The organism is Streptomyces sp. NPDC021019, assembly GCF_044333295.1.
Taxonomy (GTDB): Bacteria; Actinomycetota; Actinomycetes; order Streptomycetales; family Streptomycetaceae; genus Streptomyces.
The window spans coordinates 429723-444822 of the sequence record NZ_JBIRQR010000006.1 but is presented as its reverse complement, the minus strand read 5'-3'; the positions used below and the strand labels follow the sequence as shown (position 1 = coordinate 444822).

Annotated in this window: 11 protein-coding genes and 1 pseudogene; 9 read left to right on the top strand and 3 right to left on the bottom strand. The window is 72.3% G+C overall.

What is annotated here, in order from left to right; all coding sequences use genetic code 11:
* Positions 1-140 precede the first annotated feature (140 nt).
* The 7 genes from ACH4RG_RS29055 (at position 141) to ACH4RG_RS29025 (ending at position 10359) form a co-directional block, all read left to right on the top strand.
* Entirely contained in the window at positions 141-1064 is a 924-nt protein-coding gene (locus ACH4RG_RS29055) for an LLM class F420-dependent oxidoreductase (protein WP_397921851.1), read from the top strand.
* 41 nt (positions 1065-1105) lie between these two features.
* A complete protein-coding gene (mmuM, locus tag ACH4RG_RS29050) occupies positions 1106-2035 on the top strand; it encodes a homocysteine S-methyltransferase (protein WP_397921854.1) in 930 nt (309 codons plus the stop codon).
* 93 nt (positions 2036-2128) lie between these two features.
* Entirely contained in the window at positions 2129-3661 is a 1533-nt protein-coding gene (locus tag ACH4RG_RS29045; protein WP_398540485.1) for a 3' terminal RNA ribose 2'-O-methyltransferase Hen1, read from the top strand.
* Complete coding sequence (locus tag ACH4RG_RS29040; protein ID WP_397921860.1) at positions 3658-6243, top strand: polynucleotide kinase-phosphatase; 2586 nt, start codon at positions 3658-3660, stop codon at positions 6241-6243. Before ACH4RG_RS29045 ends, ACH4RG_RS29040 begins: the two co-directional genes overlap by 4 nt.
* Positions 6244-6306: 63 nt before the next feature.
* Entirely contained in the window at positions 6307-7542 is a 1236-nt protein-coding gene (locus ACH4RG_RS29035; RefSeq protein ID WP_397921863.1) for an arginine deiminase, read from the top strand.
* A 114-nt stretch (positions 7543-7656) separates the two neighbouring features.
* Positions 7657-8673, top strand: coding sequence for an ornithine carbamoyltransferase (gene argF / locus ACH4RG_RS29030; RefSeq protein WP_398540484.1), 1017 nt, complete (start codon positions 7657-7659; stop codon positions 8671-8673).
* Between the two features lie 198 nt (positions 8674-8871).
* The gene (locus ACH4RG_RS29025) at positions 8872-10359 is read left to right on the top strand and encodes an amino acid permease (RefSeq protein WP_397921868.1); all 1488 of its coding nucleotides are present in this window, start codon (positions 8872-8874) and stop codon (positions 10357-10359) included.
* On the opposite strand, the gene ACH4RG_RS29020 is transcribed toward ACH4RG_RS29025, so the two are convergent.
* The gene (locus ACH4RG_RS29020; protein ID WP_397921870.1) at positions 10310-10759 is read right to left on the bottom strand and encodes an ATP-binding protein; all 450 of its coding nucleotides are present in this window, start codon (positions 10757-10759) and stop codon (positions 10310-10312) included. The genes ACH4RG_RS29025 and ACH4RG_RS29020 overlap by 50 nt on opposite strands.
* 283 nt (positions 10760-11042) lie before the next feature.
* Between ACH4RG_RS29020 and ACH4RG_RS29015 the strand changes: the two genes are divergently transcribed.
* Both ACH4RG_RS29015 and ACH4RG_RS29010 read left to right on the top strand, forming a co-directional pair.
* Entirely contained in the window at positions 11043-11870 is an 828-nt protein-coding gene (locus ACH4RG_RS29015; RefSeq protein WP_397921873.1) for an enoyl-CoA hydratase family protein, read from the top strand.
* A 41-nt stretch (positions 11871-11911) separates the two neighbouring features.
* Entirely contained in the window at positions 11912-14230 is a 2319-nt protein-coding gene (locus ACH4RG_RS29010; RefSeq protein WP_397922481.1) for a bifunctional salicylyl-CoA 5-hydroxylase/oxidoreductase, read from the top strand.
* On the opposite strand, the gene ACH4RG_RS29005 is transcribed toward ACH4RG_RS29010, so the two are convergent.
* Complete coding sequence (locus ACH4RG_RS29005) at positions 14217-14741, bottom strand: hypothetical protein (protein WP_397921876.1); 525 nt, start codon at positions 14739-14741, stop codon at positions 14217-14219. The genes ACH4RG_RS29010 and ACH4RG_RS29005 overlap by 14 nt on opposite strands.
* A pseudogene (locus tag ACH4RG_RS29000) lies at positions 14738-15071 on the bottom strand (GNAT family N-acetyltransferase); the annotation flags it as partial. The gene ACH4RG_RS29005 and the pseudogene ACH4RG_RS29000, both read right to left, overlap by 4 nt.
* Positions 15072-15100 lie beyond the last annotated feature (29 nt).

Here is a 15100-nt window from a genome sequence, read left to right as displayed (position 1 = left end):
GGAGAGGACGCCGTTGCCGATGCCCGAGACGGGACGACGGCCGGCGGGGAGGCAGGGGCGGGGGAGGCAAGGGGAGATGTGGGGGAGGTCCGGCCTGGCTGGTGGGCGGGACCGGGTGCCGGAGAGGCAGGATGGAGGGCATGGATCTTCGCATCTTCACCGAGCCCCAGCAGGGGGCCGACTACGACACCTTGCTCACCGTCGCCAAGGCCGCCGAGGACCTGGGCTTCGACGCCTTCTACCGCTCCGACCACTATCTCCGCATGGGCTCCGGCGACGGTCTGCCCGGGCCGACGGACGCCTGGATCACCCTGGCCGGACTGGCGCGTGAGACCCGGCGGATCCGGCTCGGCACCCTGATGACCGCCGGCACGTTCCGGCTGCCGGGAGTTCTGGCCATCCAGGTTGCCCAGGTCGACCAGATGTCCGGCGGACGGGTCGAACTGGGCCTGGGCGCAGGTTGGTTCGAGGAGGAGCACAAGGCCTACGGCATTCCGTTCCCGAAGGAGAAGTTCGGCCGCCTGGAGGAGCAGCTCGCCATCATCACGGGCCTGTGGGCGACCGAGGTCGGCGCGACCTTCAGCTACGACGGCACCTACTACCAACTCACTGATTCGCCCGCTCTGCCCAAGCCGACGCAGACCAAGGTGCCTGTCCTGATCGGCGGCCACGGTGCGACGCGCACCCCGCGGCTCGCCGCGCAGTACGCCGACGAGTTCAACATCCCGTTCGCCTCGCTGGAGGACAGCGAGAAGCAGTTCGGCCGGGTCCGGGCCGCCGCGCAGGCGCACGGGCGCTCTCCGGACGACCTCGTGTACTCCAACGCGCTGATCGTCTGCACGGGCAAGGACGACGCCGAGGTCGCCCGACGCGCCGCGGCCATCGGCCGGGACGTGGAGGAGCTCAAGGCGAACGGGTTGGCGGGATCGCCCGCCGAGGTGGTCGACAAGATCGGCAGCTTCGAGGCGATCGGCTCGTCGAGGATCTACCTCCAGGTCCTCGATCTGGAGGACCTCGACCATCTGGAACTGATCTCCTCGCAGATCCAGTCCCAGCTGACCTGACCTGACCTGACCTGACCTGACCTGACGAGGGGGAGGTGGCTGTGCGTACCGTGCGCACGCTCGCCGACGCGCTGGACGACGGACCCGTTCTGCTGGACGGCGGGCTCTCCAACCAGTTGGAGGCGCAGGGCTGCGATCTGTCCGACGCGCTGTGGTCGGCCCGGTTGCTGGCCGATGCGCCGGAACAGATCGAGGCCGCTCACCTCGCCTACCTCCGGGCGGGCGCGCGCGTCCTCATCACGGCCAGCTATCAGGCCACCTTCGAAGGGTTCGGGCGGTACGGGATCGACCGGGCCGGGGCCGGGGCCCTGCTCGCCCGCAGCGTGGAGCTGGCCCGGGGCGCCGCCGACGCGGCGCGCCGGGCCGACCCCGGACGGCAGACCTGGGTCGCCGCATCGGTCGGACCGTACGGGGCGATGCTGGCGGACGGCAGCGAGTACCGGGGTCGCTACGGGCTGAGCGTCCGGGAACTGGAGCGCTTCCACCGCCCCCGGGTGGCGGCGCTGGCTGCTGCCGGGCCCGACGCCCTGGCGCTGGAGACGGTGCCGGACGTGGACGAGGCGGAGGCCCTGGTCCACGTGGCCGAGGAGACCGGACTGCCGTACTGGCTCTCGTACAGCGTGGCGGGCGGCCGGACCAGGGCCGGCCAGCCGCTGGAGGAGGCGTTCGCGGTGGCGGCGGGGCGGGACTCCGTCCTCGCGGTCGGGGTCAACTGCTGCGATCCGGAGGAGGCACAGGGGGCTGTGGAGCAGGCGGTGGCGGTCACGGGCAGGCCCGCCGTGGTCTACCCGAACAGCGGGGAGGGGTGGGACGCCGGAGCGCGGGGGTGGACCGGGCGTGGCACCTTCGACCCGGGGCGGGTGCGGGCCTGGACGCGGGCCGGGGCCGGACTCGTCGGAGGCTGCTGCCGGGTGGGGCCGGACCTCATCACGGAGCTGGACGGGCGGCTGGGGAGTCAGGGCTCCCCGTAGCAGGCGTGCCTGGGACCGTCCCGAAGATCACCGCGCTTCGGGAGGAGCGAAAATGCCTGGTGGGGGCGGGAGGTGACGACCATACTCGGACAGGTGTTCCTGACAATCGGTACGACCGGCACCCAAGAGCGTCCCGCCACGGACCTGGGCTTTCTGTTGCACAAGCATCCCGACAAGGCGCAGACGTTCTCCACTTCGCACGGCTCCGCGCACGTCTTCTACCCCGAGGCGTCCGCCGAGCGCTGCACGGCCGCGCTCCTGCTGGAGGTGGATCCGGTGGCGCTGGTGCGGCGCGGCAAGGGCAAGGGCCGGGGCGGCGCGCCCGACGCGGCGCTCGCGCAGTACGTCAACGACCGCCCCTACGCGGCGTCCTCGCTGTTGTCGGTCGCTCTCGCCGCCGTGTTCAAGTCGGCGCTCGGCGGCGTCTGCCGGGCCATGCCCGAGCGGGCCGGGAGCCCGTTGCCGCTGCGGATCGAGGTGCCCGCCCTGCCCGCCAGGGGCGGTGCCGAGCTGGTGCACAAGCTGTTCGCGCCGCTCGGCTGGTCGCGGGTCGACGTCACGGCCGTACCGCTGGACGAGGAGTTCCCCGCGTGGGGCGACTCCCGCTACGTACGCCTGGTGCTGGAGGGTGAGTTGCGGCTCGCGGACGCGCTGCGCCAGCTCTATGTCCTGCTCCCGGTGCTCGACGACGCCAAGCACTACTGGGTCGCACCCGACGAAGTGGACAAGCTGTTGCGCGCGGGGGAGGGCTGGCTGGCCGACCACCCCGAGCGGCCGCTGATCACGCGGCGCTATCTCTCCCACCGCTGGGGGCTCACGCGCCAGGCCGACCAGGCCCTGGAGCTGGTCAGGCTCGCCGAGTCGGACGACCTCGACGTCGACAGCGTCGACAACGCGGTGGACGAGAGCACCGACACCGAGGAGAAGCCGGTCCCGCTCGCCGAACAGCGGCGCACCGCGATCCTCGACGCGCTGCGCGCCGCCGGGGCGAGCCGGGTACTCGACCTCGGCTGCGGCCAGGGCCAGTTGGTCCAGGCACTCCTCAAGGACGTGCGCTTCACCGAGATCGTCGGCGTCGACGTCTCGATGCGCGCCCTCACCATCGCCTCGCGGCGGCTGAAGCTGGACCGGATGGGAGAGCGCCGGGCGGACCGGGTCACCCTGCGGCAGGGGTCGCTCACCTACACCGACAAGCGGCTCGCGGGATACGACGCCGCCGTGCTCAGTGAAGTGATCGAGCACCTGGACCTGGACCGGCTGCCGGCCCTGGAGTACGCGGTGTTCGGCGCGGCGCGACCGGGGACGGCGCTCGTGACCACGCCGAACGTCGAGTACAACGTCCGCTGGGAGACCCTCCCGGCCGGGCGCGTCCGGCACGGGGACCACCGGTTCGAGTGGACCCGGGCCGAATTCCGGGACTGGGCCGGGAAGGTCGCCGAGCGGCACGGATACACCGTCCGGTACGTACCGGTCGGGCCGGACGACCCCGAGGTGGGGCCGCCGACCCAGATGGCCGTGTTCACCCGGACCACGGAAACCCCCGGCAGCCGCGGCAGGAACACCGGGAAGAACAACGGCGAGAAGACCGACGGGAACATCGGCGAGAAGGAGGCGGAAGCCGCATGAACAGCGACCACAGCACCACCGGCGCGGAAACCGCCACGACCACCACCGCCGCGCGCGTCCTGCCGGTGACCGACCTCTCCCTCGTCGTCCTCATCGGCGCCAGCGGATCGGGCAAGTCCACCTTCGCCCACAAGCACTTCAAGCCGACCGAGATCGTCTCCTCGGACTTCTGCCGGGGGCTGGTCGCCGACGACGAGAACGACCAGAGCGCCAGCCGCGACGCCTTCGACGTGCTGCACTACATCGCCGGCAAGCGCCTGGAGGCCGGGCGGCTCACCGTGATCGACGCCACCAGCGTCCAGTCCGAGAGCCGCAAGCAGCTGGTCCAGCTGGCCCGGAAGCACGACGTCCTGCCCATCGCCATCGTCCTCGATCTCCCGGAAGAGGTCTGCGCCGCCCGCAACGCGGCCCGCCCGGACCGCGCCTCCATGCCGCGCCATGTCATCCAGCGGCACCGCCGCGAGCTGCGGCGTTCCCTGCGCGGCCTGGAGCGCGAGGGCTTCCGCAAGGTGCACGTCCTGCGCACCGAGGAGGAGGCCGGGAGCGCCGAAGTGGTCCTGGAGCGCCGCTACAACGACCTGCGCCACCTCGCCGGCCCGTTCGACATCATCGGGGACATCCACGGCTGCCGCTCCGAGCTGGACACCCTGCTCGGCAAGCTCGGGTACGTGGACGGCGCCCACCCCGAGGGACGTACGGCCGTGTTCGTCGGCGACCTCGTCGACCGGGGCCCCGACAGCCCCGGCGTGCTGCGCCGCGTCATGTCCATGGTCTCGGCGGGCACCGCCCTGTGCGTCCCCGGCAACCACGAGAACAAGCTCGGCCGCTACCTCGCGGGCCGCAAGGTCCAGCTCACCCACGGGCTCGCCGAGACCGTCGAGCAGCTGGAGCGCGAGGACGCCGAGCACCCCGAGTTCCGGGGGCAGGTGCGGAAGTTCATCGACGGGCTGGTCAGCCACTACGTCCTGGACGACGGCAAGCTGGTGGTCTGTCACGCCGGGCTGCCCGAGAAGTACCACGGCCGCACCTCCGGCCGGGTCCGCTCGCACGCGCTGTACGGGGACACGACGGGGGAGACCGACGAGTTCGGCCTGCCCGTGCGCTACCCGTGGGCCGAGGAGTACCGGGGCCGCGCCACCGTGGTCTACGGCCACACCCCGGTGCCCACCACCTCCTGGATCAACAACACCATCTGCCTGGACACCGGTGCCGTCTTCGGCGGGAAGATGACCGCGCTGCGCTGGCCGGAGCGCGAACTGGTCGACGTACCCGCCGAGAAGGTCTGGTACGAGCCCGTCAGACCGCTGAGCACCGAGGCGCCCGGGGGCCGGGAGGGCCGCCCGCTGGACATCGCCGACGTCCAGGGCCGCAGGGTCGTGGAGACCCGGCACATGGGGCGCGTCGCCGTGCGCGAGGAGAACGCCGCCGCCGCGCTCGAGGTGATGAGCCGGTTCGCCGTCGACCCGCAGCTCCTCGCCTACCTCCCGCCCACCATGGCGCCCACCGCCACCTCCCGCGAGGACGGCTTCCTGGAGCACCCGGCCGAGGCCTTCGCGCAGTACGCCGGCGACGGTGTCGAGCGGGTCGTGTGCGAGGAGAAGCACATGGGCTCCCGGGCCGTCGCCCTCGTCTGCAAGGACGGCGGGGCCGCGACCGCGCGCTTCGGCACGGCGGGCCCCACCGGTGCGCTGTACACCCGCACCGGACGCCCGTTCCTGGACGACACGGCCATGACCGAGAGGGTCCTGGGCCGGCTCCGCACCGCCGTCACCGCCGCCGGACTCTGGCAGGAGTGGGACACCGACTGGGTGCTCCTGGACGCCGAGCTGATGCCGTGGTCGCTCAAGGCCGGCGGGCTGCTGCGCTCGCAGTACGCCGCCGTCGGCGCCGCGTCCGGCGCGGTCTTCCCGCCGGCCGTCGCCGCCCTGGACCAGGCGGTCGCCCGGGGCGTCGAGGTGGCGGGCCTCGCCGGGAACCAGCGGGCCCGCGCCAGGGACGCGGCCGCGTTCACCGAGGCGTACCGGCGCTACTGCTGGCCCACCGAGGGGCTGGACGGGGTGCGGCTCGCGCCGTTCCAGATCCTCGCCGTCCAGGGCCGCTCCCTGGCCTCCGTGCCGCACGACGAGCAGCTCGCCTGGCTGGACCGGCTCGTGGAGCACGACCCGACCGGGCTCCTCCAGATCACCCGCCGGCTCGTCGTCGACACCGGGGACGAGGCCTCCGTGCGCGCGGGCGTGGACTGGTGGCTGGAGATGACCGGGCGGGGCGGCGAGGGCATGGTCGTCAAGCCGCTCGGCGCCCTCGTCCGGGACGCCAAGGGCCGGCTCGTCCAGCCCGGCGTCAAGGTGCGCGGCCGGGAGTATCTCCGCATCATCTACGGCCCCGAGTACACCCGCCCGGAGAACCTGGAGCGCCTGCGCTCCAGGTTCCTCGGCCACAAGCGCTCGCTGGCGCTGCGGGAGTACGCGCTCGGCCTGGAGGCCCTGGACCGGCTGGCGGAGGGCGAGCCGCTGTGGCGGATCCACGAGGCGGTGTTCGCCGTTCTGGCCCTGGAGTCGGAGCCGGTGGACCCCCGCCTCTGAGAGCCGTCCAACCCGTGGGCGATTCGCGGGGTGAACGGCGCTCCGCGCGGTGAGGATGAAGGCATGGGATTCCACGTCGACTCCGAAGCCGGGCGGCTGCGCCGCGTCATACTGCACCGCCCCGATCTGGAGCTGAAGCGGCTCACCCCCAGGAACAAGGACGCGCTCCTGTTCGACGACGTCCTGTGGGTGCGCCGCGCCCGGGAGGAGCACGACGGGTTCGCCGACGTGCTGCGCGACCGGGGGGTCGCCGTGCACCTCTTCGGCGATCTCCTGCGCGAGTCCCTCGACATCCCGGTCGCCCGGCGGCTCGTGCTCGACCGGGTCTTCGACGAGAAGGAGTACGGTCCGCTCGCCACCGAGCATCTGCGGGCCGCCTTCGAGGAACTGTCCTCGGACGAGCTGGCGGAGGCGCTGGTCGGCGGCATGACCAAGCGGGAGTTCCTGGAGCGGCACAGCGAGCCGACCTCCGTCCGCTTCCACGTGATGGATCTGGACGACTTCCTGCTCGGCCCGCTGCCGAACCACCTCTTCACCCGGGACACCTCGGCGTGGATCTATGACGGGGTCTCCATCAACGCGATGCGCTGGCCGGCCAGGCAGCGCGAGACCGTCCACTTCGAGGCGATCTACCGGCACCATCCCCTCTTCACCGGCGCGGAGGCGGGGGTCTTCCACCACTGGTCGGAGGGCCAGGACGACTACCCCTCCACCATCGAGGGCGGTGACGTCCTGGTCATCGGACAGGGAGCCGTCCTCATCGGGATGAGCGAGCGCACCACGCCGCAGGCCGTGGAGATGCTGGCCCGGGGCCTCTTCGACGCCGGCTCGGCGCGCACGATCGTGGCGCTCGACATGCCCAAGGCCCGGGCGTTCATGCACCTGGACACGGTGATGACGATGATCGACGGTGACACGTTCACGCAGTACGCCGGTCTCGGCATGCTCCGCTCGTACACCATCGAGCCCGGCAGCGGCCCCCGCGAGCTGAAGGTCACCGACCATCCGCCCGAGCACATGCACCGTGCCATCGCCGCCGCTCTCGGCCTCGACGCGATCCGGGTGCTCACAGCCACCCAGGACGTGCACGCGGCCGAGCGCGAGCAGTGGGACGACGGCTGCAACGTGCTCGCCGTCGAGCCCGGGGTCGTCGTCGCCTACGAGCGCAACGCCACGACCAACACCTATCTGCGCAAGCAGGGCATCGAGGTGATCGAGATCCGGGGCAGCGAGCTGGGCCGGGGACGTGGCGGGCCGCGCTGCATGAGCTGTCCGGTCGAGCGGGACCCCGTCACCTGAGACGTGTGCGGCCCGCGAGCCCGGGCCCTGTATAGGGATGCGGGTAATCGTATAGACTTCCAGTTCTGCCCGCGCGCAGTGCGTAGATCCCCGTCCGACCCAGGAGCAGTCATCATGGCCATAGACCTCACCGGCCGCCACTTCCTCAAGGAGCTGGACTTCACCTCCGAGGAGTTTCTCGGCCTGGTCTCCCTGGCCGCCGAGCTCAAGGCGGCCAAGAAGGACGGGGCCGAGGTCCAGCGGCTGCGCGGGAAGAACATCGCGCTGATCTTCGAGAAGACCTCGACGCGTACGCGCTGCGCGTTCGAGGTCGCCGCGGCCGACCAGGGCGCCTCCACCACCTACCTCGACCCGTCGGGCTCCCAGATGGGTCACAAGGAGTCCGTCAGGGACACCGCCCGGGTCCTCGGCCGGATGTTCGACGGGATCGAGTACCGGGGCGACAGCCAGCAGGCCGTCGAGGAGCTGGCCGCTTACGGCGGGGTGCCGGTCTTCAACGGGCTCACGGACGACTGGCACCCCACCCAGATGCTCGCCGACGTGCTCACCATGGCCGAGTTCCGCGAGGGACCCGTGGCGGGGACGGCCCTCGCCTACCTCGGTGACGCCCGCTTCAACATGGGTAACTCCTACCTGATCACCGGAGCCCTGCTCGGTCTGGACGTCAGGATCGTCGCCCCCGAGGCGTACTGGCCGGACGGGGCCGTCGTGGCGCGGGCCCGGGAGCTCGCCGAGGTCAGCGGCGCGACGCTCACCCTCACCGGCGACGTCGCCGAGGGTGTCCGGGGCGCCGACTTCGTCGCCACCGACGTCTGGGTCTCCATGGGGGAGCCCAAGGAGGTGTGGGCCGAGCGCATCGCCGCCCTCGGCCCCTACGCCGTGACGATGGAGGTCCTGCGGGCCACCGGCAACCCGGACGTGAAGTTCCTGCACTGCCTGCCCGCCTTCCACGACCTCGGCACCCAGGTCGGCCGGGACATCCACGCCCGGTACGGGCTGGCCGAGCTGGAGGTCAGCGACGAGGTCTTCGAGTCCGCCCACTCGGTCGTCTTCGACCAGGCCGAGAACCGGATGCACACGATCAAGGCCGTGCTGGTGGCGACGCTCGCGGGGAAGTGGTCCCGCCGGTAGGGGTACGGAGCGGGGTTCGCATGCACATGCACCCGATTGGGTGAACATGCGTAGGGGTGGCTACGATGTCGCCTCTTGGTGGGGTCCGGGCTCGCGATGCCCGGGCCCCGTTCCCATGTGCCGCCCGAGGTCCCCACGGCCGCCGTGCGCACCGGGACACGTCCCCCCACCGCACCACCAGAGATGAGAACGTCCCGCATGAGCACCGGTCTGCCGCGTTCCGGCACCCCGCAGCCCCCCGGCCCCTCGAAGCCGGGGCTGCGCCGCAAGAGCCCCGATCAGCTCATCGCCGAGTCCGGCGGCGACCTGGAAGGCCATGGCCTCAAGCGCACGATGGGCCTCTTCCAGCTCGTCTGCTTCGGGGTCGGCGCGATCGTCGGCACCGGCATCTTCGTCGGGCTGTCCGACAGCGTCGCCGAGGCCGGCCCCGCCGTCGTGATCTCGTTCGTCCTCGCGGCGATCACCTGCATCTTCACCGCCCTCTCCTTCGCGGAGCTGGGCAGCGCCATCCCGGTCTCCGGCAGCTCGTACTCCTTCGCGTACGCGGCGCTCGGCGAGCGCACCGCCTTCCTCGTCGGCTGGTGCCTGCTGCTGGAGTACGGCGTGTCGGTCTCCGCCGTCGCGGTGGGCTGGAGCCAGTACGTCAACGAGCTGCTGAACAGCGTGATCGGCCTGCGACTCCCCGAGGCCCTGTCCGCCGGTCCCACCGAGGGCGGTGTGGTCAATCTGCCCGCGATCGTCGTGATCGCCATGGCCGCCGCGCTGCTGGTGCGCGGTGTCCGGGAGAGCGCCACCGCGACCGCCGCCATGGCAATCCTCAAGATCGGCATCCTGGTCGCGTTCTGCGCCGTGGCGTTCAGCGCGTTCGAGGACGACAACCTCATGCCGTTCGCGCCCCACGGGCTCGGCGGCATCACCGCGGGCGCCTCGCTGGCGTTCTTCTCCTACATCGGCTTCGACGCCATCACCACCGCGGGCGAGGAGGTCAAGAATCCCCGGCGGAACATCCCCATCGCCATCCTGATCTGCATCGGCGTCGTCACCCTGCTCTACTGCGCGGTGGCGCTCTCGGCCATCGGCGCGATCGGCTCGGGCGCGGTCGCCGACAAGAGCGCGGCCCTCTCGATCGCCGTCAACCGGGTGACCGACTCCACGGTCGGCGGCGGCGTCATCGCCTTCGGCGCGGTCGTCGCCATCGCCTCGGTGGTGCTCGCCGTGATGTACGGGCAGACCCGCATCCTCATGTCGATGTCCCGCGACGGGCTCATCCCGCGCGTCTTCGAGCGGGTCTCGCCCAGGACCCACACCCCGGTCGCCAACACCTGGATCGTGGCCTGCGTCTTCGCGGTCCCGGCCGCGTTCGTCCCGCTCGACGTCGTCGTGAACCTGACGACCATCGGCACGCTCGCGACGATGGTCGCCGTCAATGTCGCGGTGGTGGTGCTCCGGCGGAGCGCCCCCGGGCTGAAGCGGACCTTCCGGGTGCCGCTCTACCCGGTGAGTCCGCTGCTGGGCGTCGCGTTCTGTCTGTACCTGATGTACGGGACCGGCTGGACGACCTGGGTCCAGTTCGCGGTCTTCCTCGCCGTGGGCTCGCTGCTGTACGCCGGTTACGGGCGCAAGCGCTCCCGGCTGGTCAGCTCCCCGGGGACGGACCCGGCTGCGCCGGTATCGCCGGAAGCGTGAACCACACGGCCTTGCCGTGCTCCGTGGTGCGGTGACCGCACGCGGAGCTGAGGGTCCGGATCAGCAGCAGGCCGCGGCCGTGCTCCTGCCAGGGGTCGACCTCGCAGTCCGGCTCCGGCCGGGACAGGTCGCCCGGCGGGGCGGGGTCGCGGTCGTGCACCTCGACCTGGCAGCCGGTGGGCCGCAGCTCCACGACCAGCTCGATGGGCTCACCGCCCAGGGTGTGCTCGACCGCGTTGGCCACCAGCTCGGCCGTCAGCAGTTCGGCGGTGTCGCTGTCGGCCGGGGCGTCGATGTCCGACAGTGCCGTACGGATGAGAGCGCGGGCGATCGGCACGGCCGCGGTGGAGTGCGGCAGGGCGATGCGCCAGGAGGCGGGGACGGGGACATCGGGCGGCACGGCGGGGTTTCCGTTCGGGAGCGGGTCTTCCTCGAAGCGGGAGGTCTCGACTTCTGGGGTTCACGCGGTACTCGTGTCGGGACTTCCTGGTCTCAACCTTACGAACCGCTCCGGGCCGACCATAGAGGCGGTCGGCCGGAGCAAAGGGGACTTTCGCCACAACGGTCTCATGGATGGTGTATTGCGACCTCGTGACGACGGTCACGCAGGAGTGATAACTTCGGAGGCGGAACGCGACCCGCGCACGGCCGGCACCAGCCCGATCGCTGAAGGGGACCCCTCCATGAGCCCGTTTCCCAGCTCGGCCCCGAGCGCCGAGGAATGGCGTCATCTGCGGCTGACCCGGGACGACGGTGTGGCCACCGTCACACTCGCCCGCCCCGAAAAACTCAACGCGCTCACCTTCGGCGCCTACGCGGATCTGCGCGACCTCCTCGCCGAGCTCTCCCGGGAGCGTTCCGTCCGCGCCCTCGTCCTCGCCGGTGAGGGGCGAGGCTTCTGCTCCGGCGGCGACGTCGACGAGATCATCGGTGCCACCCTGGCCATGGACACCGCGCAGCTCCTCGACTTCAACCGGATGACCGGCCAGGTCGTCCGGGCCCTGCGGGAGTGCCCCTTCCCCGTCGTCGCCGCCGTGCACGGCGTCGCCGCCGGGGCCGGAGCCGTGCTGGCCCTGGCGGCGGACTTCCGGATCGCCGACCCGTCGGCCCGCTTCTCCTTCCTCTTCACCCGGGTCGGCCTCTCCGGCGGCGACATGGGCGCGGCCTATCTGCTGCCCCGGGTCGTAGGCCTCGGCCACGCCACCCGGCTCCTGATGCTCGGGGACGCCGTCCGCGCCCCGGAGGCGGAGCGCATCGGGCTGATCAGCGAGCTGGCAGACGAGGGGAAGGCCGACGAGCGCGCCGCCGAGCTGGCCCGCCGCCTCGCCGACGGCCCGGCCCTCGCGCTCGCCCAGACCAAGGCCCTGCTCACCGCCGAGCTGGACATGCCGCTCGCCGCCTCCGTCGAGCTGGACGCCAACACCCAGGCCCTCCTGATGCACGGCGAGGACTACGCCGAGTTCCACGCCGCCTTCACCGAGAAGCGGCCGCCGAAGTGGCAGGGGAGGTAGCCGTGCCGGCCCCCGAGCCGATCCGTCGCCCTGACGCCACCGTGCCGGCCCCCGAAGCGCCCCGGCGCGGTGCCGGGGAGCCGGACCGCGTGCGCCGGGTCGCGGTCGTCGGCGGCGGCCCCGGCGGGCTCTTCGCCGCTGCCCTCCTCAAGCGGCTCGATCCGGACCGCGCCGTCACCGTCTTCGAGCGCAACGCCCCCGACGACACCTTCGGCTTCGGCGTCGTCCTCTCCGACGAGACCCTCGGTGGCATCGAACACGCCGACCCCGAGGTGTACCGGGCGCTGAGAGCCGAGTTCGTCCGCTGGGACACCATCGACGTCGTCCACCGGGGCCGGACCCACACCTCCGGCGGCCACGGGTTCGCCGCCCTCGGCCGCCGCCGGCTCCTGGAGATCCTGCACGGGCGCTGCACCGGCCTCGGCGTCGACCTCCGCTTCCGCGCCCCGGCCCCGCCCGCCGCCGAGCTCGCCGCCCACCACGACCTGGTCATCGCCGCCGACGGGGTGCACAGCGCCACCCGCACGGGCCACGCCGACTCCTTCGGCCCGAGCGTCACCGAGCACCGCAACCGCTACATCTGGCTCGCCGCCGACTTCGCGCTCGACGCCTTCCGCTTCGAGATCGCCGAAACCCCGTACGGCGTCATGCAGTTGCACGGCTACCCGTACGAGGCGGATGCCTCCACCGTCATCATCGAGATGCGCGAGGAGGTCTGGCGCGCCGCCGGGCTCGACAGCTGCGACGCGGTCGAATCCACCGACCGCTGCGCCGAGTTCTTCACCGGAGCGCTGGACGGTCGCCCGCTGCGCGGCAACAGGTCCTCCTGGCTCGCCTTCCGCACGGTGGCCAACTCCCGCTGGTCCCACGGCAACACGGTGCTCATCGGCGACGCGGCCCACACCGCCCACTTCTCCATCGGCTCCGGCACCAAGCTCGCCGTCGAGGACGCCCTCGCGCTGGCCTCCTGCGTCGGGGAACAGCCGGACCTGCCGACGGCCCTCGCCGCGTACGAGGCCGAGCGCCGCCCGGTCGTCGCCTCCACCCAGCGCGCCGCGGCGGCCAGCCTGCGCTGGTTCGAGGAGCTGGCCACCTACGTGGACCAGCCGCCGCGCCGCTTCGCGTTCAACCTCCTCACCCGCAGCCGCCGGGTCACCCACGACAACCTCCGGCTGCGCGACGCCTCGTTCACCGCCGCCGTCGAGGAGGAGTTCGGCTGTCCGCCGGGCACCCCGCCGATGTTCACCCCACTGCGCCTGCGCGGCCTCGAACTGCGCAACCGCGTCGTCGTCTCGCCCATGGACATGTACTCCGCCACCGACGGGCTGCCCGCCGACTTCCACCTCGTCCACCTCGGGGCCCGGGCGCTCGGCGGCGCGGGACTCACCATGACCGAGATGGTCTGCGTCAGCCCCGAAGGCCGCATCACCCCCGGCTGCGCGGGTCTGTGGAACGACGAACAGGGCGCCGCCTGGCGGCGGATCACCGACTTCGTCCACACCTCCGCGCCCGGCGCCGCCATCGGCGTGCAGCTCGGCCACTCCGGCCGCAAGGGTTCCACGAAGCTGATGTGGGAGGGCATCGACGATCCCCTGGAGGACGGCAACTGGCCGCTGACGGCCGCCTCCCCGCTCCCGTACCGGCCGGGCGTCAGTCAGGTCCCCGCGGAGCTGGACCGGGCCGGACTGGACGCCGTGCGTGAGCAGTTCGTGGCGGCCGCCCGGCGCGCCGCCGACTCAGGTTTCGACCTCCTCGAACTCCACTGCGCCCATGGCTACTTGCTCTCCGGCTTCCTCTCCCCGCTCACCAACCGCCGCACCGACGCCTACGGCGGAGCACCGGCCGGGCGGTTGCGTTTCCCCCTCGAAGTCTTCGACGCCGTCCGCGAGGTCTGGCCGCGGGAGAGGCCGATGACCGTGCGGATCTCCGCCACCGACTGGGCCGAGGGCGGCACCGACGCCGAGGACGCCGTCACGATCGCCCGCGCCTTCGCCGACCACGGGGCCGACGCCATCGACGTCTCCACCGGTCAGGTCGTGGCCGACGAGCGCCCCGAATACGGACGCTCCTACCAGACCCCGTACGCCGACCGGATCCGCAACACCGTCGACGTCCCCGTCATCGCGGTCGGCGCGATCTCCTCCTGGGACGACGTCAACTCCCTGCTCCTGGCGGGCCGCGCCGACCTCTGCGCCCTGGCCCGCCCCCATCTGTACGACCCGCACTGGACCCTGCACGCGGCGGCCGAACAGGGCTACAGCGGCCCCGGCGCTCCCTGGCCCCTTCCGTACGGCGCCGGCAGCCGACCCCCGCCCACCGGCCGCACCGACGGACCGAAGCCCCGGCTCACGCTGGGCTGAGGCAGTCGTGGCACCGGCAGGGGGCCGGGTGCGGCACCCCGCCCCAGTGCTCCTCGCGGTACCGCGGGGCCAGCCGCCCGAGCAGTGCGGCCAGCTCCTCGGCGTACTCCCGCGTGGCCCACGAACCGTCGACGCCCACCGCCGCCACGCGTCGCAACACCGCCGGGCTGTACACCGCGACGGGCCGGAAGGTGTGGAGATTGCGGGTCGCCATGTCGAGGGTGATGTACGCACCGGTGTGCCGGCCACGCCCGATGGTGGTCAGCTGCTCGTGCCCCATGCCCCCGTAGGCGCCGACGACGTGCACCTTCGACCCGCCCCGGTACGACTTGGTCCCCGGGCGCAGTTCCTGCCCACCGTCCCCGTACCGCCGCCACCGCACCACGTTCGCGGCGACGAGCCACAACGGCTCCGCAGCCGCGGGCTCCGCCGTCATCGGCTCCTCCGCCACGGGTTCCGCAGCCCCAGGCTCCGCCGTGCCGGGCTCCGCGTCCACCGGCTCCTCCGTCACGTGTTCCTCCTCAACAGCAGCCGGTCCGCCACCGGCGCGTAGCCGATGCGCAGATGGACGCCGTCGCTCGTCGGGTTGGCGAGGTCGGTGAACAGCACGACCTCCACGGCCCCCGCCTCCCGGGCCGCCCGGCCGGCCTCATCGGTCACGGCGGCCGCGTACCCCCGGCCGCGAACGACCGGCGGGGTGTACACCGAGGTCACCCGCAGAGGTCACCCGCACCGTGCCCGCCCGCATCCGGGAGCGCCCCGCGAGAGCCGCCGGGGCCCCGCCGCTCTCCCAGCGGGTGAGCGCCCCGCGTTCCGTGCCCTCGTCCACCAGCCACTCGGCCGGTCACGCCTCATCCTGCCCGTGGGCCG